At 61.9% G+C, this 19,770-nt stretch carries 20 protein-coding genes; 9 read left to right on the plus strand and 11 right to left on the minus strand.

What is annotated here, in order from left to right; all coding sequences use genetic code 11:
- Nucleotides 1-55: 55 nt before the first annotated feature.
- From prpC to QCL51_RS15885, 3 genes are read right to left on the minus strand one after another with little or no spacing between them, the layout of a single operon-like run.
- Complete coding sequence (gene prpC, locus QCL51_RS15875) at nucleotides 56-1,183, minus strand: 2-methylcitrate synthase (protein ID WP_021782879.1); 1,128 nt, start codon at nucleotides 1,181-1,183, stop codon at nucleotides 56-58.
- Between the two features lie 60 nt (nucleotides 1,184-1,243).
- Nucleotides 1,244-2,134, minus strand: a complete 891-nt coding sequence (gene prpB / locus QCL51_RS15880; RefSeq protein ID WP_012053054.1) for a methylisocitrate lyase — start codon at nucleotides 2,132-2,134, stop codon at nucleotides 1,244-1,246.
- Nucleotides 2,131-2,847: a GntR family transcriptional regulator gene (locus QCL51_RS15885; protein ID WP_021782880.1), complete on the minus strand. Its 717-nt coding sequence runs from the start codon at nucleotides 2,845-2,847 to the stop codon at nucleotides 2,131-2,133. Before QCL51_RS15885 ends, prpB begins: the two co-directional genes overlap by 4 nt.
- Before the next feature lie 306 nt (nucleotides 2,848-3,153).
- Between QCL51_RS15885 and QCL51_RS15890 the strand changes: the two genes are divergently transcribed.
- From QCL51_RS15890 to QCL51_RS15910, 5 genes are all read left to right on the plus strand, one after another.
- Nucleotides 3,154-3,690 (plus strand): ATP-dependent zinc protease, encoded by a 537-nt coding sequence (locus tag QCL51_RS15890; protein WP_021782881.1) that lies wholly within the window; start codon nucleotides 3,154-3,156, stop codon nucleotides 3,688-3,690.
- A gap of 5 nt (nucleotides 3,691-3,695) precedes the next feature.
- Nucleotides 3,696-5,231 carry an inactive transglutaminase family protein gene (locus tag QCL51_RS15895; RefSeq protein ID WP_021782882.1) on the plus strand — a complete coding sequence of 512 codons (1,536 nt, stop codon included), beginning with the start codon at nucleotides 3,696-3,698 and terminating at the stop codon, nucleotides 5,229-5,231.
- On the plus strand, nucleotides 5,231-6,211 hold the full coding sequence (locus QCL51_RS15900) for an alpha-L-glutamate ligase-like protein (RefSeq protein ID WP_021782883.1): 981 nt from the start codon (nucleotides 5,231-5,233) through the stop codon (nucleotides 6,209-6,211). The genes QCL51_RS15895 and QCL51_RS15900 overlap by 1 nt, the downstream gene beginning before the upstream one ends.
- Before the next feature lie 206 nt (nucleotides 6,212-6,417).
- Nucleotides 6,418-7,758 (plus strand): aminodeoxychorismate synthase component I, encoded by a 1,341-nt coding sequence (gene pabB / locus QCL51_RS15905; protein WP_021782884.1) that lies wholly within the window; start codon nucleotides 6,418-6,420, stop codon nucleotides 7,756-7,758.
- A gap of 79 nt (nucleotides 7,759-7,837) precedes the next feature.
- Nucleotides 7,838-8,572, plus strand: a complete 735-nt coding sequence (locus tag QCL51_RS15910) for a phosphoadenylyl-sulfate reductase (RefSeq protein WP_003250299.1) — start codon at nucleotides 7,838-7,840, stop codon at nucleotides 8,570-8,572.
- 168 nt (nucleotides 8,573-8,740) lie between these two features.
- On the opposite strand, the gene cysB is transcribed toward QCL51_RS15910, so the two are convergent.
- From cysB to QCL51_RS15925, 3 genes are all read right to left on the minus strand, one after another.
- Nucleotides 8,741-9,715, minus strand: a complete 975-nt coding sequence (gene cysB / locus QCL51_RS15915) for an HTH-type transcriptional regulator CysB (protein ID WP_010953293.1) — start codon at nucleotides 9,713-9,715, stop codon at nucleotides 8,741-8,743.
- A 128-nt stretch (nucleotides 9,716-9,843) separates the two neighbouring features.
- Entirely contained in the window at nucleotides 9,844-10,341 is a 498-nt protein-coding gene (locus tag QCL51_RS15920) for a universal stress protein (protein WP_021782885.1), read from the minus strand.
- Nucleotides 10,342-10,465: 124 nt separating this feature from the next.
- A complete protein-coding gene (locus QCL51_RS15925) occupies nucleotides 10,466-11,413 on the minus strand; it encodes a putative 2-dehydropantoate 2-reductase (RefSeq protein ID WP_103469238.1) in 948 nt (315 codons plus the stop codon).
- Nucleotides 11,414-11,644: 231 nt separating this feature from the next.
- On the opposite strand from QCL51_RS15925, the gene QCL51_RS15930 reads away from it, so the two are divergent.
- Nucleotides 11,645-12,721 (plus strand): 3-deoxy-7-phosphoheptulonate synthase, encoded by a 1,077-nt coding sequence (locus QCL51_RS15930; RefSeq protein WP_021782887.1) that lies wholly within the window; start codon nucleotides 11,645-11,647, stop codon nucleotides 12,719-12,721.
- 69 nt (nucleotides 12,722-12,790) lie between these two features.
- On the opposite strand, the gene QCL51_RS15935 is transcribed toward QCL51_RS15930, so the two are convergent.
- Entirely contained in the window at nucleotides 12,791-13,072 is a 282-nt protein-coding gene (locus QCL51_RS15935; protein ID WP_003250290.1) for a GNAT family N-acetyltransferase, read from the minus strand.
- Nucleotides 13,073-13,580: 508 nt separating this feature from the next.
- Between QCL51_RS15935 and QCL51_RS15940 the strand changes: the two genes are divergently transcribed.
- A complete protein-coding gene (locus tag QCL51_RS15940) occupies nucleotides 13,581-13,832 on the plus strand; it encodes an Lpp/OprI family alanine-zipper lipoprotein (RefSeq protein ID WP_003250288.1) in 252 nt (83 codons plus the stop codon).
- Between the two features lie 131 nt (nucleotides 13,833-13,963).
- Here QCL51_RS15940 and QCL51_RS15945 read toward each other — a convergent pair whose 3' ends face one another.
- The 3 genes from QCL51_RS15945 to QCL51_RS15955 form a co-directional block, all read right to left on the minus strand.
- On the minus strand, nucleotides 13,964-14,941 hold the full coding sequence (locus QCL51_RS15945) for a L,D-transpeptidase family protein (protein WP_021782888.1): 978 nt from the start codon (nucleotides 14,939-14,941) through the stop codon (nucleotides 13,964-13,966).
- Nucleotides 14,942-15,054: 113 nt separating this feature from the next.
- Nucleotides 15,055-15,345 carry a hypothetical protein gene (locus tag QCL51_RS15950; RefSeq protein ID WP_021782889.1) on the minus strand — a complete coding sequence of 97 codons (291 nt, stop codon included), beginning with the start codon at nucleotides 15,343-15,345 and terminating at the stop codon, nucleotides 15,055-15,057.
- A 58-nt stretch (nucleotides 15,346-15,403) separates the two neighbouring features.
- The gene (locus tag QCL51_RS15955; protein WP_020192893.1) at nucleotides 15,404-16,009 is read right to left on the minus strand and encodes an arylesterase; all 606 of its coding nucleotides are present in this window, start codon (nucleotides 16,007-16,009) and stop codon (nucleotides 15,404-15,406) included.
- 10 nt (nucleotides 16,010-16,019) lie between these two features.
- Between QCL51_RS15955 and QCL51_RS15960 the strand changes: the two genes are divergently transcribed.
- Nucleotides 16,020-16,706, plus strand: coding sequence for an ABC transporter ATP-binding protein (locus QCL51_RS15960; protein WP_021782890.1), 687 nt, complete (start codon nucleotides 16,020-16,022; stop codon nucleotides 16,704-16,706).
- Nucleotides 16,703-19,210 carry an FtsX-like permease family protein gene (locus QCL51_RS15965; protein WP_021782891.1) on the plus strand — a complete coding sequence of 836 codons (2,508 nt, stop codon included), beginning with the start codon at nucleotides 16,703-16,705 and terminating at the stop codon, nucleotides 19,208-19,210. Before QCL51_RS15960 ends, QCL51_RS15965 begins: the two co-directional genes overlap by 4 nt.
- A 63-nt stretch (nucleotides 19,211-19,273) precedes the next feature.
- Here the strand turns inward: QCL51_RS15965 and greB are convergent, their stop codons facing one another.
- The gene (greB, locus tag QCL51_RS15970; protein ID WP_209964877.1) at nucleotides 19,274-19,762 is read right to left on the minus strand and encodes a transcription elongation factor GreB; all 489 of its coding nucleotides are present in this window, start codon (nucleotides 19,760-19,762) and stop codon (nucleotides 19,274-19,276) included.
- Between the last annotated feature and the right edge of the window lie 8 nt (nucleotides 19,763-19,770).

Here is a 19,770-nt window from a genome sequence, read left to right on the forward strand (position 1 = left end):
CATTCGCGGGCACGCCCGCTCCCACATGGGAAACGGGCTGCCTCTCTGTAGCTATTCAGCGCTGCTCGATCGGCACGAACTGGCGCTGCTCGACGCCGACATACTCGGCGCTCGGGCGGATGATGCGGTTGTTGGCGCGCTGCTCGAAGACGTGCGCCGCCCAGCCGGTCAGCCGCGAGCAGACGAAGATCGGGGTGAACAGCTTGGTCGGAATGCCCATGAAGTGGTACGCCGAGGCATGATAGAAGTCGGCGTTGGGGAACAGGCGCTTCTGCTCCCACATGGTCTTGTCGATGGCTTCGGAAACCGGGTACAGCACTTTGTCACCCACTTCGTCAGCCAGCTGTTTCGACCAGCCCTTGATCACCTCGTTGCGCGGGTCGGACTCTTTGTAGATGGCATGGCCAAAGCCCATGATCTTGTCTTTGCGCTCGAGCATGCGCAGCAGCTCGGCGGTGGCTTCCTGCGGGCTCTGGAAGCGTTCGATCAGTTCCATCGCTGCCTCGTTGGCACCGCCGTGCAGCGGTCCACGCAGCGAGCCGATGGCTGCGGTAACGCAGGAGTACAAGTCAGACAGGGTCGAGGCACAGACACGGGCAGTGAAGGTCGAGGCGTTGAATTCGTGTTCAGCGTAGAGAATCAACGACACGTTCATGACCTTGACGTGTAGCTCGCTCGGCTTCTTGCCGTGCAGCAGGTGCAGGAAATGACCACCCAGGGTGTCTTCATCACTGGTGCAGTCGATGCGCACGCCATGGTGGGTAAAGCGGTACCAGTAGCACATCACGGCCGGGAACAGCGCCAGCAGGCGATCAGTCTTGTCGCGCTGGGCTTCGAAGGTCAGTTCTGGCTCAAGGGTGCCCATTACCGAGCAACCGGTACGCATGACGTCCATCGGGTGGGCATCGCGCGGGATGCGCTCAAGCACTTCCTTCAAGGCTTGCGGCAGGTCACGCAGGCCCTTGAGCTTGTGCTTGTAGTCGGCCAGCTCGGCCTGGGTTGGCAGCTCGCCGTACAGCAGCAGGTAGGCGACTTCTTCGAACTCGGCACCGGCGGCCAGGTCGCGCACATCATAACCACGGTAAGTCAGCCCGGCACCGGCCTGGCCCACGGTCGACAGTGCAGTCTGGCCGGCCACCTGGCCACGCAGGCCTGCGCCACTGAGTACTTTTGCTTCGGCCATGGTGTTTCTCCTTTCTTGAATTTGTTATGGATGCTTTCTGGCTAATTCGGGCGCTGGCGCTTAGCCCTTCTTCTGGGCAAACAGTGCATCGAGGCTCTGCTCGAAGGCGTGATAACCAATGGCATCGTAGAGCTCCATGCGGGTCTGCATGGTGTCGATCACATTCTTCTGCGTGCCGTCACGGCGCAGCGCGGTGTACACGTTCTCGGCCGCCTTGTTCATGGCACGGAACGCCGACAGCGGATACAGCACCAACGAGACGTCGACCGAGGCCAGCTCTTCGGTTGTGTATAGCGGCGTGGCACCGAACTCGGTGATGTTGGCCAGGATCGGTGCCTTCACCCGATCCGCGAAAGTCTTGTACATCTGCAGTTCGGTGATGGCTTCCGGGAAGATCATGTCGGCACCAGCCTCGACGCACGCCTCGGCACGGTCCAGGGCGGCGTTCAGGCCTTCAACGGCCAGCGCGTCGGTACGCGCCATGATCACGAAGCTGTCATCGCTGCGGGCATCGACGGCAGCTTTGATACGGTCGACCATTTCCTGCTGGCTGACAATTTCCTTGTTGGGACGGTGGCCACAACGTTTGGCGCCAACCTGGTCCTCGATATGGATGGCGGCAGCGCCGAACTTGCTCATCGAGCGCACGGTACGGGCAACGTTGAAGGCCGAAGCACCGAAGCCGGTGTCGACATCCACCAGCAGCGGCAGGTCGCACACGTCGGTGATACGACGCACGTCGGTGAGCACGTCGTCCAGGCCAGTGATGCCCAGGTCTGGCAAACCCAGGGAGCCGGCGGCCACGCCACCACCAGACAGGTAGATGGCCTTGAAGCCGGCACGCTTGGCCAGCAACGCATGGTTGGCGTTGATGGCGCCAACCACCTGCAGCGGATGTTCAGCGGCAACGGCGTCACGGAAACGCTGACCGGGGGTGCTCTTGACTGTCATTTCTCACCTCGTGTGCTGTTGTTGTGGGCGTCCAGGTAGTGACGCTCGATATTGCGCTTGGACGCGCCGATGTGGCGACGCATCAGGAGTTCGGCCAGTTCGCCGTCACGGTCGGCGATGGCATCAAGAATGCGATGGTGCTCGGCAAAGGCCTGGCGTGGCCGGTTGGGCGTGGCGGAGAACTGGATACGGTACATGCGCACCAGTTGATACAGTTCGCCGCAGAGCATCTTGACCAGGGTCTGGTTGCCGCTACCCTGAATAATCCGGTAATGGAAGTCGTAGTCGCCTTCCTGCTGGTAGTAGCCCAGGCCGGCCTGGAACGCGGCATCGCGCTCATGGGTGTCGAGCACCCGGCGCAGTTCGTCGATGTCGGCCTGGCTCATGCGTTCGGCGGCCAGGCGGCAGGCCATGCCTTCGAGCGACTCGCGGATTTCGTACAGCTCGATCAGCTCGGCGTGGTTGAGCGATACCACCCGCGCGCCCACATGCGGCACACGCACCAGCAGGCGCTGGCCTTCAAGGCGGTGGATAGCCTCGCGAAGCGGCCCGCGGCTGATGCCATAAGTGCGCGCCAGTTCCGGCTCGGAGATCTTGCTGCCGGGGGCGATCTCACCCTTGACAATGGCCGCCTGGATGCGCCGGAAGACGTTTTCGGAGAGGGTTTCCGTTTCGTCTGTCAGCACCGGGCCGGGGGTGGAAAGGTCCTGCATATTGTCGACACCTTTTAAAACTCTTCGTCAAAAACTAGCCAATCAAGACCAGCAAGTCAAAGACAAAATGAAAATTGTCGACAATCGTCTAATCGCGAACTAACACCACGTCAACGCTGTCAGATCGCGCACCGCTGGCGTCAAGACGTCGGCGTGATAGAATGCCGCGCCTCCGATGGGGTATGGATAGCCTGTCTGTCATGCATTCATGCTTGCTGACAGATAAACGAGGAAGCTTGCGCAGTAATTGCCAGTCACCTTGACCTGAACCTTGCCTAGAACCTTGCAATGCACCGCGCCAGGAATATGAGACTTACACCCGTTTTATTGCTGCTGTGCCTCACCCTGCTGCCGGCCCTTGGCCAGGCTGCGGGCAAGACCGTGTATGGTCTCAACGAATACGCGCATTTGGGCGACCTGGATCTGGAAGTGGCCGCCAAGCTCGACACCGGTGCCAAGACCGCGTCGCTCAGTGCCCGCGACATCAAGCGGTTCAAGCGCAATGGCGAAAGCTGGGTACGCTTCTACCTCGCCATCGATGCGGCCCATTCGCACCCGATCGAACGCCCGCTGGCACGCGTCAGCAAGATCAAGCGCCGAGCCGGCGACTATGATGCCGAATCGGGCAAGGCCTACACGGCCCGCCCGGTCATCGAACTCGAAATCTGCATGGGCCAGGCCAGGCGCACCATCGAAGTCAACCTCACCGACCGCAGCGCCTTCCAGTTCCCGCTGCTGATCGGTTCCGAGGCGCTCAAGCACTTCGACGCACTGGTTGACCCAAGCCTTAAATACGCGGCCGGCAAACCTGCCTGTGCCACCGACGCTCCCAAAGCAGAGTAATCCCGATGCGCTCTCTTACCCTCCATCTGAAAGTCCTGATCACCGTGCTGGTGCTGTTGGGCGTGGCGGTCACGGCTTATCAGATCTTCGTGCTCGGCATCCCGGTGACCGAGGATGAAACCGACGACCTGTGGAACATCGACGCCAAGGTCGAGTTCGTGGCCAACAGCAAGGACCCGGTCAAGGTGCAGATGTTCGTGCCACCGCTGAACCGCGACTATGTCAGCCTCAACGAGAGCTTCATCTCCAACAACTACGGGGTGAGCATCAACCGTGCCGACGGCAACCGCAAGGTTACCTGGTCAGCACGTCGTGCCAGCGGCAACCAGACCCTCTACTACCGCCTGGTACTCACCAAACGCTACAGCAGCGAGAAGACCAAGGTCAAAGGCCCGACTTTCCGCGACAGCCTGGCCGTCGAAGGCCCCGAAAAGATTGCCGCCGAAGCCCTGATGGCGCCGATACGTCAGCACTCGGCCGACGTCGAGACCTTCGTCAGCGAGACCATCAAGCGGGTCAACAACCTCAACGACGACAACGTCAAGCTGCTGCTGGCCGGCGACACTTCGGCGATGAAGAAGGCCCAGGTCATCGACCTGCTGCTGTCGATCGCCCACGTGCCGATGGAGAAAGTACACACCATCCGCCTGCTGGCCGACACGCCGCAAACCCCGGAGCTGTGGCTGCGCAGCTTCAACGGCGACGACTGGCTGTACTTCAACCCGGACACCGGTGAGCAAGGCCTGCCGAGCGACCGCCTGCTGTGGTGGACCGGTGACGACAACCTCATTACCGTCGATGGCGGCAAGAAGGCCAACGTCACCTTCAGCATGAACAACAGCGAGATGAACGCCATCCGCCTGGCCAAGCTGACCGACGAGAACACCGACGCCGACTTCCTCGAATACTCGTTGTACGGCCTGCCGCTGCAAACCCAGCAAACCTTCATGATCATGGTCATGATCCCGATCGGCGTGCTGGTGATTCTGGTGCTGCGCAACCTGATCGGCATCCAGACACTGGGCACATTCACCCCGGTGCTGATCGCCCTGGCGTTCCGCGAAACCCAGCTGGGCTTCGGTATTGTGCTGTTCACAGTGATCACTGCCCTGGGCCTGTCGCTGCGCTCGTATCTGGAACACCTCAAGCTGCAGATGCTGCCACGCCTGTCGGTGGTATTGACCTTTGTCGTGGTGCTGATTGCCGCCATCAGTCTGTTCAGCCACAAGCTGGGCCTTGAACGCGGGCTGTCGGTAGCGCTGTTCCCGATGGTGATCCTGACCATGACCATCGAACGCCTGTCGATCACCTGGGAAGAGCGTGGTGGCGGCCATGCCATGAAAGTGGCCATCGGCACCCTGTTCGCAGCATCCCTGGCACACCTGCTGATGATGGTGCCGGAACTGGTGTACTTCGTGTTCACCTTCCCGGCGGTGCTGCTGATCCTGGTGGGCTTCATGCTGGCGATGGGCCGCTATCGCGGCTACCGCCTGACCGAGCTCGTGCGCTTCAAAGCCTTCCTGAATAAGGCTGACTCCTGATGTTTGGTCTGATCAAGACGTGGAAAGCCCTGGAGGCCCGGGGCATCATGGGGATCAACCGACGTAACGCGGACTACGTGCTGAAGTACAACAAGCGCAGCCTGTACCCGATCGTCGACGACAAGATCATCACCAAGGAGCGCGCACTGGCAGCCGGCATCCATGTGCCGGAAATGTACGGCATCATCGAGACTGAAAAAGAGATCGAGAAGCTCGACCAGATCATTGGCGGGCGCAGCGATTTCGTCATCAAGCCGGCGCAAGGCGCCGGCGGTGATGGCATTCTGGTAATCGCCGACCGCTTCGAGGACCGCTACCGCACGGTGTCGGGCAAGATCATCAGCCACGAGGAAATCGAGCACCAGATTTCCAGCATCCTCACCGGGCTTTACTCCCTCGGCGGGCACCGCGACCGCGCGCTGATCGAGTACCGCGTGACCCCGGACCAGATATTCAAGAGCATCAGTTACGAAGGCGTGCCGGACATCCGCATCATCGTGCTGATGGGCTACCCGGTGATGGCCATGCTGCGCCTGCCGACTCGCCAGTCCGGCGGCAAGGCCAACCTGCACCAGGGCGCCATCGGCGTGGGTGTCGACCTGGCCACCGGCGTGACCCTGCGCGGCACCTGGCTGAACAACATCATCAGCAAGCACCCGGACACCACCAACGCGGTCGACAGCGTACAACTGCCGAACTGGGACGGTTTCATGAAGCTGGCCGCTGGCTGCTATGAACTGTGTGGCCTGGGCTATATCGGCGTGGATATGGTGCTTGACCAGGACAAGGGCCCGCTGATTCTGGAGCTCAACGCCCGCCCGGGGCTGAACATCCAGATCGCCAACGATTGCGGCCTGACGCAGCGCACCCATGCCATCGAGGCGCACATCGAAGCACTGGCCAAGGACGGTGTGACCGAAGACGCCGAACAGCGGGTGCGGGTAGCACAGGGTCTGTTCGGGCATGTGCCTAACCGCTGAAATACAGGGCTGCTTTGCAGCCCATCGCAGCACAAGGTAGCGCCTGCAAGCACTGCACCGGGTTCAAGCGCTTCGCTCGACCTGCAGGCGCTACCTTGTGCTGCGTACGGGCCAAACACAATGTTGAATGTCGTACCCAGCGCTAGGCGCTTTTCCTGCACAGGTCTACAATCGCCCTCCTCGCTTTTACATCGCCGTCCATACTGATGCCGACCTGCACGCTACACCCCCTGCCCTACCAGCCCGACCCTGCCGCCTATTTCGCCCACCTGCGCCAGGCACCCGGTGCGATCCTGCTCGACAGCGCCCGCCCCGGCGCCGAGCGCGGTCGTTTCGACCTGATAAGCGCTTGGCCGCTGCAACACCTGAAGGCGCAGCCCGATGAAGATGGCCGCGCCTTCCTCCAGCGCCTGCGCGCTGGCCTGGCACAACTGGGCCACGCCAACTTGCCCAACGGTGTAGAACTGCCCTTCGCCGGCGGCCTGATCGGCTACCTGAGCTACGACTTCGGCCGCCGCCTGGAACACCTGCCAAGCCTGGCCGTGGACGACCTCGGCCTGCCTGACGCACAACTGGGGCTGTATGCCTGGGCACTGGTCAGTGATCATCTGCTTGGCACCAGCCAGCTGGTGTTCCATCCGAGCCTGGCAGGTGACGAACGCGAACGCCTGATCAGCCTGTTCCAGAATACCAGCGCCACCACCGGCGACTTTCGGCTGCTCGCACCGATGGTCGGCGACCTGGAGCCCGAGCAGTACAAAACAGCGTTCGACCAGGTACAACGCTACATTCAGGCCGGTGACTGCTACCAGATCAACCTCACCCAACGCTTTCGCGCGCCCTGCCAAGGCGATCCATGGCGGGCTTACCAGGCCCTGCGCCAAGCCTGCCCGACACCCTTCTCCGGCTACCAGCAACTGGCCGACGGCAGTACCCTGCTGAGCTTTTCGCCCGAGCGCTTCATCCGCGTCAGCCAAGGCCAGGTGGAAACCCGGCCGATCAAAGGCACCCGCCCACGCGCCAGCGACCCGGCTGAAGACGAGCGTAATGCCCAAGAGCTGCTGCACAGCCCGAAGGACCGCTCGGAAAACCTGATGATCGTCGACCTGCTGCGCAACGACCTGGGGCGCACGTGTGAGATCGGCTCAGTGAAGGTGCCGGAACTGTTCAGCCTGGAGAGTTACCCCAACGTGCACCATCTGGTCAGCAGCATCACCGGTCAGCTGGCCAGCGACAAGGATGCGCTGGACCTGATCGGTGACAGCTTCCCGGGCGGCTCGATCACCGGCGCACCGAAAATTCGCGCCATGCAGATCATCGACGAACTGGAACCATCGCGCCGCGCACTGTACTGCGGCTCGCTGCTGTATGTGGATGTACGCGGCGAGATGGACAGTTCGATCGCCATTCGCAGCTTGCTGATCAAAGATGGCCAGGTCAGTTGCTGGGGCGGCGGCGCGGTGGTAGCCGACTCGCAATGGCAGGCCGAGTATGAAGAGTCGATAGCCAAAGTGCGGGTGCTGATGCAGACCCTGCAGGGCTTGTGAGCCCTTCCAGACCGCATTTTTTTGTTACCATCCCCCTACTACGAGCGCACAGCGCCACAGCCAAGATGGAAACCGCCTGATGAGCCAACCCTTCGACGTCGCCGCCCTCGCCGCGACCTATGCCAACAAGTCCCCGCAGGACATTCTCAAGCTTGCCTTCGAGCACTTCGGTGATGACTTGTGGATTTCCTTCAGCGGCGCCGAGGATGTGGTGCTGGTCGACATGGCCTGGAAGCTGAACAAGCAGGTAAAGGTATTCAGCCTCGACACTGGGCGCCTGCACCCGGAGACCTACCGGTTCATCGACCAGGTACGCGAACAGTACAACCTGCCGATCGAGATCCTAAGCCCAGACCGCGCCAAGCTCGACCCTTTCGTCAAGGAAAAGGGCCTGTTCAGCTTCTACAAGGACGGCCATGGTGAGTGCTGCGGCATTCGCAAGATCGAGCCACTGCGACGCAAGCTGGCCACCGTCAGCGCCTGGGCCACCGGCCAGCGCCGCGACCAAAGCCCGGGCACCCGCAGCCAGGTGGCGGCACTGGAGATCGACAGCGCCTTCTCCACGCCTGAGCGCACGCTGTACAAGTTCAACCCGCTGGCACAGATGAGCAGTGAAGAGGTATGGGGTTATATCCGCATGCTCGAGCTACCGTACAACAGCCTGCACGAGCGCGGTTTCATCAGCATTGGCTGCGAGCCGTGCACCCGCCCGGTGCTGCCGAACCAGCATGAGCGTGAAGGCCGCTGGTGGTGGGAGGAGTCGACGCAGAAGGAATGCGGGTTGCATGCGGGCAACCTGATCAGCAAGGCTTGAGCTAGTCCTGGCGGTCTGTAGGAGCGGGTTTACCCGCGAAGAAGACACCGCGGTGGATGGCAGGGGCTTCGCCCGTATTCGCGGGCAAGCCCGCTCCCACAGAGATCGCGCCAGCTTTTAGAAATTGAGGTAGGCAGTTACTCCCAAAGCGGCCCCATCATTCCCGAATCAGTGCACCGGCAGCTCGACGCCTTCGAACAATTCTTCCAGCTCTTGCTTGTTATGGCACTGAATGGCCTTGGCCATCACTTCACGGGTCAGGTGCGGGGCAAACTTCTCGATGAAGTCGCACATGAAGCCACGCAGGAAGGTACCGCGACGGAAGCCGATCTTGGTGATACTGGCTTCGAACAGCTCACTGGCATCCAGCGCCACCAAATCACTGTCGAGCTTGGCATCCACAGCCATGCCGGCAACGATACCCACGCCCAGCCCCAGGCGTACATAAGTCTTGATCACGTCGGCGTCAGCCGCGGTGAAGACTACCTTTGGCGTGAGGCCGCGGTGATTGAAAGCCTCATCCAGCTTCGAGCGCCCGGTGAAGCCGAACACGTAGGTGACAATCGGGTATTCGGCGACTGCTTCCAGGGTCAATTTCGGCAGCTTGGCCAGCGGGTGGCCTTGTGGCACCACGACGCAACGGTTCCACTTGTAGCACGGCATCATGATCAGGTCGCCAAACAGCTCCAGCGCCTCGGTAGCGATGGCGAAGTCGACCGTACCGTCCGCAGCCATCTCGGCAATCTGCATGGGCGAACCCTGGTGCATGTGCAGGGACACTTCCGGATACTGCTTGATGAAGCTGCTGATAACCGGCGGCAACGCATAGCGCGCCTGGGTGTGGGTGGTGGCGATGGACAGTGTGCCCTTCTTCTCGTTGGAGAATTCCTGGGCAATCTGCTTGATGCTCTCGACCTTGCGCAGGATTTCGCCTGCGGTATTGATGATGCGCTCACCGGCCGGGGTAACGCGGGTCAAATGCTTGCCGCTGCGGGCAAAGACTTCAACACCCAACTCGTCTTCGAGCAGGCGGATCTGCTTGCTGATCCCTGGCTGGGAGGTATACAGGCTCTGCGCCGTCGCGGAGACGTTGAGGTCATGGTGCGCCACTTCCCAGATGTAGCGCAGTTGTTGAAGCTTCATAGGTTTCCCTCGGTTCAGCGATGAGTCCGCAGCAGCAGGCAGCGACGATATATAACTATATTAGTGGTTTCTGAAATAAATCTAGAACTATTTTGTTACATGCCCACGGAAACGGCCTACACCTATCTTCATGCCTTCCTACGCCCTAGATGCTGCGCCAAGGGCACCATGTACACGGGCACCGGCGACAGCTGCAGCAGCCGCACCGCCGTGCGCCCCAGCGGTACATCCACCCCGGCACCCGCACTGTGGCTACCGAATATCAACAGGTCGACACTTAGCCGCTGGGCCTGGTCGAGAATCACCTGTGCCGGGTCACCCTGCCGCACCCGCACGGCCTTGATCACCGCCAGGTCAGCCTCTTCGCCCAACTCGTCACGAAAGTTTTCCAGCACACGCTGCTCTATGTTCGCCATCACGGTATTCACCCCCTGGCTGTGCAACTGGTCGAGCGTCTGCTCATCGAGGTAACTTTGCAGGAGGGATTCGGCGAACTGGCCCATCGGCTCTACCGCGTGTATTACATACAACTCGGCACTGAACGTGCGCGCCAGGGCCAGCGCGTGTTGCATCACGAAAGGGGCGTAGACACCGAGGTCGGTGGCGTACAGCATGGAGCGGATCATTCGACCTCCTCGACTGCCGCAGCGGCAGAGCAAGCTTCAGCTTAGCAGCGTGCCGGACGCTCGCTTTGCCGTCCGGCGCGCTGCTGCCGTGGGCTGCAGGGCCCCGCCGAAGCCTCCACCACCTTCAGGCAGGCCGGTTGCTGCGGTCTATGAAACTCAGCGCCTGGCACAGCATCTCAACGCGCGGCAGGCTGCAGCCTGCCGCCCGTGCGCGTGCCAGCGGCTCGGCATAGATGGCCCCCAGCTCCAACGGGCGTTTGTGGGTGTGGTCGTGATACATGCTCGGCCAGTAGTCGGGCATGCGCTCAGTCACCTGGAACAAGTGCTCGGCATAGCCCTCCGGCAGCACATGGCCACAAGCTGCCGCGCCCTGCACCACCTCGGCCATCAAGGCCTGTATCAGCGCGCGGGTATTGCTGTCGGCCATCAGTGGTGTGGTGCTGGCCCCCAGCAGCACCGACAGCCCGTTGTAAGGCACGTTCCACACCAGCTTCTGCCAGCGCGCCAAGGCCAGGTTCGGCATGGCCTGCGAGTCGATCCCCGCCGCCCGGAACAACCCAGCGCCCTCATTCACCAGCGCGACACCGCAATCGCTGGCCGGCCCGCTGTGATACCCCAGGTTGACCGCACCCAAAGCCTGGTGGCGGATGACACCAGGTGCCTCGCGGTTAACGCAGATGAAGCACAGGCCGCCAAGCAGGTGCATGTCGCTACGCAAGGCTGGACGCAACTGCTCCTCTACCCCCAGGCCGTTCTGCAACAGCACCACCTTGGCGCCGGGCGCAGCGGCCTGGACGATCAACGGTGCCAACTGCTCGTTGCTGGTGGCCTTGGCCCCGATCAGGAGCCAGTCACAGGGCGGCATGTCGGCGGCACTGGCATAAGCCGGCACCCTCATCTGCAGTGCGCCATGCACGGCACTGTCCAGGCTCAGCCCTTGTTCACAAACGGCCTGATACTCGCTGCGCAGCAGAAAATGCACATCGAAACCGGCCCGGGCCAGCATCAACCCATAAAAGCCACCGATGGCGCCACTGCCGATGATGCCGATGCGAGGGGTGTGCGAATGCATGCCAATCTCCAGGTATATAGTCAGCTCTCTTTTTACACAGGTTACGTAGCGCTGGGCAGTCCATTCCCGCGCAACACCCTTGCTCAGGTAAAAACCCCACAATGACTGGGCTAAGCCCATTGTCGTGCCATCTGTAACGCGCTAAGGTTCGGCTCCCCGCTGCGATTATTCTTGCTGCTGGGCCGCACGGGGATAGTTGGCGGCCGGCACCGTGACCTGACGAGTAACACGATGGCTGATTTACCGATCGATGACTTGAACGTTGCCTCCAACGAGACCCTGATCACCCCTGATCAGCTCAAGAAGGAAATCCCCCTCAGCGCCAAGGCCCTGCAGACCGTGACTGCCGGCCGTGAAGTGGTGCGCAATATTCTCGACGGCAAGGACCATCGCCTGTTTGTCGTGATCGGCCCTTGCTCCATCCACGACATCAAGGCTGCCCACGAATACGCCGAGCGCCTGAAAGTGCTGGCCGAAGAAGTGTCCGATACGTTGTACCTGGTCATGCGCGTGTACTTCGAAAAACCGCGCACCACCGTCGGCTGGAAAGGCCTGATCAACGACCCGTACCTGGATGACTCGTTCAAGATCCAGGACGGCCTGCACATCGGCCGCAAGCTGCTGCTGGACCTGGCCGAAATGGGCCTGCCGACCGCCACCGAAGCGCTCGACCCGATTTCCCCGCAGTACCTGCAAGACCTGATCAGCTGGTCGGCCATCGGCGCCCGCACCACCGAATCGCAAACACACCGCGAGATGGCATCGGGCCTGTCCTCGGCGGTGGGTTTCAAAAACGGCACCGACGGCGGCTTGACCGTTGCCATCAATGCCCTGCAGTCGGTGTCCAAGCCGCACCGCTTCCTGGGCATCAACCAGGAAGGCGGCGTGTCGATCGTCACCACCAAGGGCAACCCATACGGCCACGTGGTACTGCGCGGCGGCAATGGCAAGCCGAACTACGACTCGGTCAGCGTCGCCCTGTGCGAACAGGACCTGGCCAAGGCCAAGATCAAGGCCAACATCATGGTCGACTGCAGCCATGCCAACTCCAACAAGGACCCGGCCTTGCAACCGCTGGTGATGGAGAACGTCGCCAACCAGATCCTCGAAGGCAACCAGTCGATCATCGGCCTGATGGTCGAAAGCCACCTGAACTGGGGTTGCCAGTCGATTCCGAAAAACCTCGACGAGTTGCAGTACGGGGTGTCGATCACGGACGCCTGCATCGACTGGGCGGCTACCGAGAAAACCCTGCGCAGCATGCATGCCAAGCTCAAGGATGTGCTGCCGCAGCGTAAGCGCAGCTAAATATTGCGCGAACAAAAACGCCGGGCATTGCCCGGCGTTTTTTGTTGTGCCTGGCGCCCAGTCGTCAGCTCAAGCCTTGCTCGAATGCCGCTGTTGGCGCTCCATGTAACGCTCCACATACGAGCAAGACGGGATCACCGTGTAACCCATCTGCTCGGCGTACTCCAGGGCGCGCTCGGTCAGCGCGGCAGCAATCCCGCGGCCACGCAGGGCGTTGGGCACGAAGGTGCGATAGATGTCCAGCGTCTGCTTGCCCAGATCCATGTACGTCAGATAGGCACGATGACCGTCCACGTTGGTCTCGAACTGATGACCGGCCTGGTCATGGTGGATGGTCAGCGCTTCGCTCATCACTACTCCTCGCAGGTCTTCTCGGCAGACCCTTACCTTAACCGATGGTGGTTTATCCGGCACAGAATCCTCTACGCCACCTGTTTCCGCTTCGACCATTGGACGATTGTAATCGCCTGGATCCTCTGACGCTCACAAGATAGTAGGCACCGCAAGCGGGATTGCTCAAGGTGGTGGCGGTTAAAAATGATCAAAACGCCGCCCGGCGTGACTTTCCCAAGCCAGCCCAACAGCCACCGGATGCTCTAGCGCTTAAGACGCTGATCGACAGTTAAAGTCACCCTTAGTTCAACAAAAAAGTTCCTGCACTACAACCGCTTGCGAAGCCTGCACATTTTTTTCACAGACACGTCGCAAATCTTGTCGGCGCGGGGTCAAGCAACATTTTTTTTGCAGTTCTTGCGCTCTGTCAGTTTACTTACTACAAGTAATGGGTACTATGTACGCCGGCCAGTTTCTCTTTCCTGAGAGATGGCTCTTTAATAGAAAGTCCTTGAAGGGGAACACGATGAACAACGTTCTGAAATTCTCTGCTCTGGCTCTGGCCGCAGTTCTGGCTACCGGTTGCAGCAGCGTATCCAAAGAAACCGAAGCTCGTCTGACTGCGACTGAAGACGCAGCAGCTCGCGCTCAAGCTCGTGCTGACGAAGCCTACCGTAAGGCTGACGACGCAATGGCAGCCGCTCAGAAGGCTCAGCAGACCGCTGACGAAGCCAACGAGCGCGCTCTGCGTATGCTGGACAAAGCCAGCCGCAAGTAATAATCCTCACGGATTGTTAAGAAGCCGACCCACTTGTGGGTCGGCTTTTTTATTGCCTTTGAAACCGAAAATGCGGCCAGCAGGTACGAAAAGGCCTGCACTAAGGCAGGCCTGGGTGTGTCGAATTTACCTTACTGCAGTTCGGGCGGAATGCTCGTAACCATCGGTGCGCCGCCCTGGTTTTCCACCGGCACGGCAATTTCTACCGGCATACCATCTTCTGCGGCCACCACGTCACGCACCATGTCCCAGTTCATGCGTAGGTTATTGGCCAGGTCTTCGCGCTTGAGCAAGGTATTGATAACGGCGGTGTGTTTGTCGACAACTGACGGGTTACCTTGGTCATCCAGCGGCGTGTGTGCCTCAAGATAGACCTTGCCGCCACTGATACCGAACTTGTAAGGCTCGTTGATGATGCGCACCGGAGTCCCCACCGGCACCATCTTCGACAGTTCAAGCACGTTATTGTTGAACATGCGGAAGCAGCCGTGACTGGTGCGCATGCCAATGCCGAACTTCTTGTTCGAACCATGGATCAGGTAGCCTGGCACGCCCAAGGTGAACTTGAACGGCCCCAGCGGGTTGTCCGGGCCAGCCGGCACCACAGTCGGCAGGATGTCACCGTCCGCTGCGTGCTCTTTGCGAATCGAAGCGGGCGGCGTCCAGGTCGGGTTCGGCGTCTTGGCGGTGATCTTGGTGTTGGCAATCGGCGACCCCCACCCCTCGCGACCAATCCCCAGCGGGAAGGTGTACACCACGCTCTGCCCCTTAGGGAAGTAGTACAAACGGTACTCGGCCAGATTGATGACGATGCCTTCGCGCGGGCCCGGCGGCAGGACGAAACGGGTCGGCAGGATGATCTCGGTGCCAGCGCCCGGCAGCCAAGGGTCTACGCCCGGGTTGGCGGCGATCATTTCCAGGTAGCCGAGGTCGTTTGCGGTGCCGATATCGGCGAACGTGTCCTCGTACTTTGCCTTGATCACATGCACCTGGCCGACGATGTCTTCACCGGGCGGTGGCAGTGGCAGCTCCAGCGCAGCAGCGGGGCCCGCTACCAACAGGGCGGCCAGGGACAGGCTACGGGTGACTGCAGGAAAGCGCGGCAACATCCGGTAAATCCTTCGAAAGGTGGGTCAAGAGAATCGATTGTACACCCGCGCCGATGCAAGCGGGAGGCATTGGCACGTTGCAAACGTTTCAGATGATGAAAGGCGCCTGTCGTTCAGCTGCCGTGCAGCTCTGGCCACACCGGGCGCATGCCACGTCGCTGGGCATCGAGGATGGCACGACACAGCTCACACAGGCGGCCATCGCGATAGATCGATCGCGACACCCCCGACCAACGTGGCTGGGCTGGCAGCAGGCCGCCGCACAAGGTACGGTCGACCGGCACGCCCAACTCAAGCTGGCGGGCCACGAGGTGGACGCGGATTTCCTGGCAGGCGAACAAGTCGAGCTGTTCGTCGGGCTCGATCAGTTGATAGGCATACAGGGACCAGGCAGGGCGCGGCATTTGGAGCACTCGAAACGGGGGGCGCAACATTAGCCGAAAGGCGCCCCCGTTTAAAGCTTCACAGCAAGGGTTTTATCGCTGGCCAGGCATTTTCCAGCAGGCGCTGCTGGGCACCCTGGGCCGGATGGATGCCATCAGCCTGCATCAGCTCGGGTACACCCCCTACCCCTTCGAGGAAAAACGGCACCAAAGGAACCTGTTTGTCCGCTGCCAGCTGTTCATACACCTTGGCAAAGGCAGTGGTGTAACGCACACCATAATTGGGCGGCAGGCGCATGCCCAATAGCAGCACCTTGGCCCCTGCCTGACGCGAGTGCTCGATCATCGAGGCAAGATTTTGTTGCAATTGAGCAGGTGACTGCCCGCGCAGGCCATCGTTGCCGCCCAGCTCCAACACCACCAGGCTCGGTTTATGTGCTGCAAGCAGCGCCGGCAGCCGCGCCTGGCCGCCTGCGCTGGTGTCGCCACTGATCGAAGCATTGACCACTTTGTCGTCAAAACCTTCGTCCCTGAGGCGGGCCTGCAAGAGAGACACCCAGCCCTGGCGGCTATCCAGGCCAAAACCGGCGCTGATACTATCGCCAACAACCAGCAGTGTTCCTGCCGCTGCGCTCTGGGCCAGGCAATACAGGGCCAGACCGGCACTCAACCACCACACTCGCATCGGATTCTCCATGAGCCCCAGCATTCTCGTTGCGCAGAACCTTAGCAAAGTGGTCCCCAGCGCGGAAGGAGACCTTACCATCCTCCACGCACTGTCTCTCGACCTGGCCCAAGGCGACAGCCTGGCCATCGTCGGCGCCTCCGGCTCTGGCAAGTCGACCCTGCTCGGCTTGCTCGCCGGCCTCGACCGCCCCAGCGCTGGCAAAGTCATGCTCGCCGGCCACGATCTGGGGCCACTGGATGAAGACCAACGCGCCCGTGTGCGCGCCGAACATGTGGGCTTCGTGTTCCAGTCGTTCCAGCTGCTCGACAGCCTCAATGCCCTGGAAAATGTCATGCTGCCGCTGGAGCTGGACGGCCGCCGCGACGCCCGCGAACAGGCTCGTACCTTGCTGGAACGGGTCGGCCTGGGCAAGCGCCTGAGCCACACACCCCGGCAGCTGTCGGGCGGCGAGCAGCAGCGCGTGGCAATTGCCCGCGCCTTCGCCGCGCAGCCTGCGGTGCTGTTCGCCGATGAGCCCACCGGCAACCTCGACAGCCACACCGGCGAGCGCATCAGCGACTTGTTGTTCGAGCTGAACAAGGAGCGCGGCACTACCTTGGTGCTGGTCACCCATGACGAACGCCTGGCCCGCCGCTGCCGGCGCCAGATCCGCCTGGACGCGGGCCGCCTCGTGGCGCCGATGGAGGCCCGGTGAGCCATATGCCGCTGTCCCGTCTGGGCGGCCTGGCACTGCGCCAGTTGCTGCGTGATGTTCGCGCCAGTGAAGTGCGCGTGCTGTTCTTCGCCCTGTTGGTAGCGGTAGCCGCCAGCACCGCTATCGGCTATTTCGGCGCCCGCCTCAACGGCGCCATGCAGCTGCGCGCCAGCGAGTTCCTTGGCGCCGATCTGGTACTGCAGGGCAGTGCCCCGGCCCGCGAACAACAGCTCGATGCCGGCAAGGCACTGGGCTTGCGCCATGCACACGTGGTCGAGTTCACCAGCGTGGTCGGCGGCGACAATGGCATCCAGCTGTCCAGCGTAAAGGCCGCCGACGGCGCCTACCCATTGCGCGGGCAAGTACGCAGCGCTCCGGCCCCCTATGCCGAAGAAACGCCCGGCGGCGGCCCTGCCCCTGGCGAGGTGTGGGTCGAACCTCGGCTGTTGGCGGCACTGGGGCTGGCGATCGGCGACAGCATCGACGTGGGCATGAAAACCCTGCGGATGAGCCGTGTGCTTACCTACGAACCGGACCGCGCCAACAACTTCTACAGCCTTACCCCGCGCGTGATGATGAACCTGGCCGACCTGGAAGCCACCGGAGTGATCCAGCCGGGCAGCCGGGTCACTTACCGCGACCTGTGGCGCGGCGATGCCGAGGCGCTGGCGCAGTACCGCCACACCGTGGAAAAAGACCTGGCCGCCAACCAGCGCCTGCGTGACACCCGCGATGGCAACCAACAGATCGGCGGCGCACTGGGCAAAGCCGAACGCTACCTGAACATGGCCAGTCTTGTGGCTGTGCTGCTGGCAGGCGTAGCCGTGGCTCTGTCGGCCAGCCGCTATGCTGCACGCCGACTGGACGCCAGCGCCCTGCTGCGCTGCCTGGGGCTGTCGCGCCACCAGGCGTTGGGTCTGTATTGCCTGCAACTCGCCATGCTCGGGCTGGTCGCTGCCCTGGCCGGCGCCTTGCTCGGCTGGCTGGCTCAGCTGGGCCTGTTCCGTCTGCTGCACGGCTTGCTGCCGAGCGTGGTGCCCGCCGGCGGCATCATTCCAGCGCTGGCAGGTATCGGTACCGGGCTGGTGGCACTGGCTGGCTTCGCCCTGCCGCCGATCGCAGCGCTGGGCCAAGTGCCGCCACTTCGCGTGCTGCGCCGTGACCTGCTGCCCATACCTGCGAGCAGTTGGCTGGTGTACGGCGCCGCCCTGCTCGCCCTGGGCCTGATCATGTGGCGCCTGAGCCTCGACCTGCTGCTCACCTTTGCCCTGCTCGGTGGCGGCCTGGTCGCTGCGCTTCTGCTCGGCGGCCTGCTGTTGCTCGGTTTGCGCAGCCTGCGCCAGCTGCTGGCCGGCGCGCCACTCACCTGGCGCCTGGGGCTGGGCCAGCTATTGCGCCACCCCATGGCTGCGGCAGGCCAGGCCTTGGCCTTCGGCCTGATACTGCTGGCCATGGCCCTGGTCGCCCTGCTGCGCGCAGAGCTGCTCGATACCTGGCAAGCACAGCTACCCAAGGACGCGCCTAACCACTTCGCCCTGAACATCCTGCCAGATGACCGTGAGCTGTTCATTCAACACCTGCACCAGGTCAATGCCGCTTCAGCGCCGCTGTACCCGGTGACGCCCGGGCGCCTGGTGCAAATCAACGAAAAACCGGTACAGCAGGTGGTCAGCAAGGACTCGGCAGGCGAGCGCGCCGTGCAGCGCGACCTCAGCCTGACCTGGGCCGCCGAGTTGCCCGAAGGCAACGTACTGACCGCCGGCAGCTGGTGGCAAGCCTTGCCAGCCGACAACGACATCCCCGGGGTTTCGGTGGAAGCGCAACTGGCCAGCAGCCTGAAACTGCAAATGGGCGACCTGCTGACGTTCGATATTGGCGGCCAGCAACGCCAGGCCCGCGTGAGTAGCTTGCGCAACGTGCATTGGGACAGCTTCCAGCCGAACTTCTACATGATCTTCCAGCCCGGCACGCTGCAGGGGCTGCCAACCACTTACCTGACCAGCTTCTATCTGGCTCCGGGGCATGACCTGGATGTAGTTGCGCTGTCACGGGCGTTTCCGGCGGTGACCATCCTGCAGGTGGATGCCTTGCTCGACCAGCTGCGCAGCATCCTCGCCCAGGTCACCCTGGCGGTGGAGTATGTGCTGCTGTTCGTGCTGGCCGCCGGGCTGGCCGTGCTGTTCGCTGGCTTGCAGGCCACGCTGGACGAGCGCATTCGCCAGGGCGCACTGCTGCGTGCACTGGGCGCGGCGCGGCCCTTGCTGGTAAAAGCCCGACGTATCGAGTTCGGCCTGCTGGGCGCGGCCAGCGGGCTATTGGCGGCCGTGGGCTGCGAACTGATTACCTGGGTGCTGTACCGCTATGCCTTCGACTTGCAGTGGAGCCCGCACCCGTGGCTGCTGGTGTTGCCGCTGACAGGGGCACTGCTGGTAGGGGGTGCGGGGGTGCTGGGAACGCGGCGGGCGTTGAATGCCAGCCCGCTGGCGGTGTTGCGCGAGGCTTGAGGCCTGGCTGTCAGCGCTTCTGCCGGGACAGCACATGCCTCAAGCTGACGCAAGACGGGCCAGTCAGTCCGTCGAAACGCCCTGGCCATAACTGATGCTGCTCACATACCAGGTTGCCTCACCGGTAGGTGTATGCACCACCACCTCATCACCTTCCTCCTTTTTCAGCAAGGCACGAGCCATGGGCGAATCGATCGAGATGTAATCGTTGCGCCCGTAGATCTCGTCGTAGCCGACAATGCGAAACTTCATGGTCTCGCCCTCGTCGTTCTCGATCTCTACCCAGGCACCGAAAAACACTTTGCCTTCCTGCTCAGGCGAATAGGCCACTACTTTCACATCTTCAAGACGCTTGCGCAGATATCGCACCCGGCGGTCGATTTCGCGCAACAGCTTCTTGTTGTACTGGTAGTCCGCGTTCTCGCTGCGGTCACCCAACGACGCCGCCCAGGCAACCTTTTGGGTGATTTCCGGGCGATACACCCGCCACAGGTGGTCCAGCTCTTTCTTCAGCGCCTCATGGCCTTCTGTGGTGATGATATTGGTGCTCAATAGCGCAT

The organism is Pseudomonas sp. LTR0, assembly GCF_036630035.1.
Classification (GTDB): Bacteria; Pseudomonadota; Gammaproteobacteria; order Pseudomonadales; family Pseudomonadaceae; genus Aquipseudomonas; species Aquipseudomonas putida_Y.

What these genes read in the sequence shown, in the direction of transcription:
- prpC (WP_021782879.1), bottom strand. Translation starts at nt 1,183, where the DNA reads ATGGCCGAAGCAAAAGTACTCAGTGGCGCAGGCCTGCGTGGCCAGGTG.
- prpB (WP_012053054.1), bottom strand. Translation starts at nt 2,134, where the DNA reads ATGACAGTCAAGAGCACCCCCGGTCAGCGTTTCCGTGACGCCGTTGCC.
- QCL51_RS15885 (WP_021782880.1), bottom strand. Translation starts at nt 2,847, where the DNA reads ATGCAGGACCTTTCCACCCCCGGCCCGGTGCTGACAGACGAAACGGAA.
- QCL51_RS15890 (WP_021782881.1), top strand. Translation starts at nt 3,154, where the DNA reads ATGAGACTTACACCCGTTTTATTGCTGCTGTGCCTCACCCTGCTGCCG.
- QCL51_RS15895 (WP_021782882.1), top strand. Translation starts at nt 3,696, where the DNA reads ATGCGCTCTCTTACCCTCCATCTGAAAGTCCTGATCACCGTGCTGGTG.
- QCL51_RS15900 (WP_021782883.1), top strand. Translation starts at nt 5,231, where the DNA reads ATGTTTGGTCTGATCAAGACGTGGAAAGCCCTGGAGGCCCGGGGCATC.
- pabB (WP_021782884.1), top strand. Translation starts at nt 6,418, where the DNA reads ATGCCGACCTGCACGCTACACCCCCTGCCCTACCAGCCCGACCCTGCC.
- QCL51_RS15910 (WP_003250299.1), top strand. Translation starts at nt 7,838, where the DNA reads ATGAGCCAACCCTTCGACGTCGCCGCCCTCGCCGCGACCTATGCCAAC.
- cysB (WP_010953293.1), bottom strand. Translation starts at nt 9,715, where the DNA reads ATGAAGCTTCAACAACTGCGCTACATCTGGGAAGTGGCGCACCATGAC.
- QCL51_RS15920 (WP_021782885.1), bottom strand. Translation starts at nt 10,341, where the DNA reads ATGATCCGCTCCATGCTGTACGCCACCGACCTCGGTGTCTACGCCCCT.
- QCL51_RS15925 (WP_103469238.1), bottom strand. Translation starts at nt 11,413, where the DNA reads ATGCATTCGCACACCCCTCGCATCGGCATCATCGGCAGTGGCGCCATC.
- QCL51_RS15930 (WP_021782887.1), top strand. Translation starts at nt 11,645, where the DNA reads ATGGCTGATTTACCGATCGATGACTTGAACGTTGCCTCCAACGAGACC.
- QCL51_RS15935 (WP_003250290.1), bottom strand. Translation starts at nt 13,072, where the DNA reads ATGAGCGAAGCGCTGACCATCCACCATGACCAGGCCGGTCATCAGTTC.
- QCL51_RS15940 (WP_003250288.1), top strand. Translation starts at nt 13,581, where the DNA reads ATGAACAACGTTCTGAAATTCTCTGCTCTGGCTCTGGCCGCAGTTCTG.
- QCL51_RS15945 (WP_021782888.1), bottom strand. Translation starts at nt 14,941, where the DNA reads ATGTTGCCGCGCTTTCCTGCAGTCACCCGTAGCCTGTCCCTGGCCGCC.
- QCL51_RS15950 (WP_021782889.1), bottom strand. Translation starts at nt 15,345, where the DNA reads ATGCCGCGCCCTGCCTGGTCCCTGTATGCCTATCAACTGATCGAGCCC.
- QCL51_RS15955 (WP_020192893.1), bottom strand. Translation starts at nt 16,009, where the DNA reads ATGCGAGTGTGGTGGTTGAGTGCCGGTCTGGCCCTGTATTGCCTGGCC.
- QCL51_RS15960 (WP_021782890.1), top strand. Translation starts at nt 16,020, where the DNA reads ATGAGCCCCAGCATTCTCGTTGCGCAGAACCTTAGCAAAGTGGTCCCC.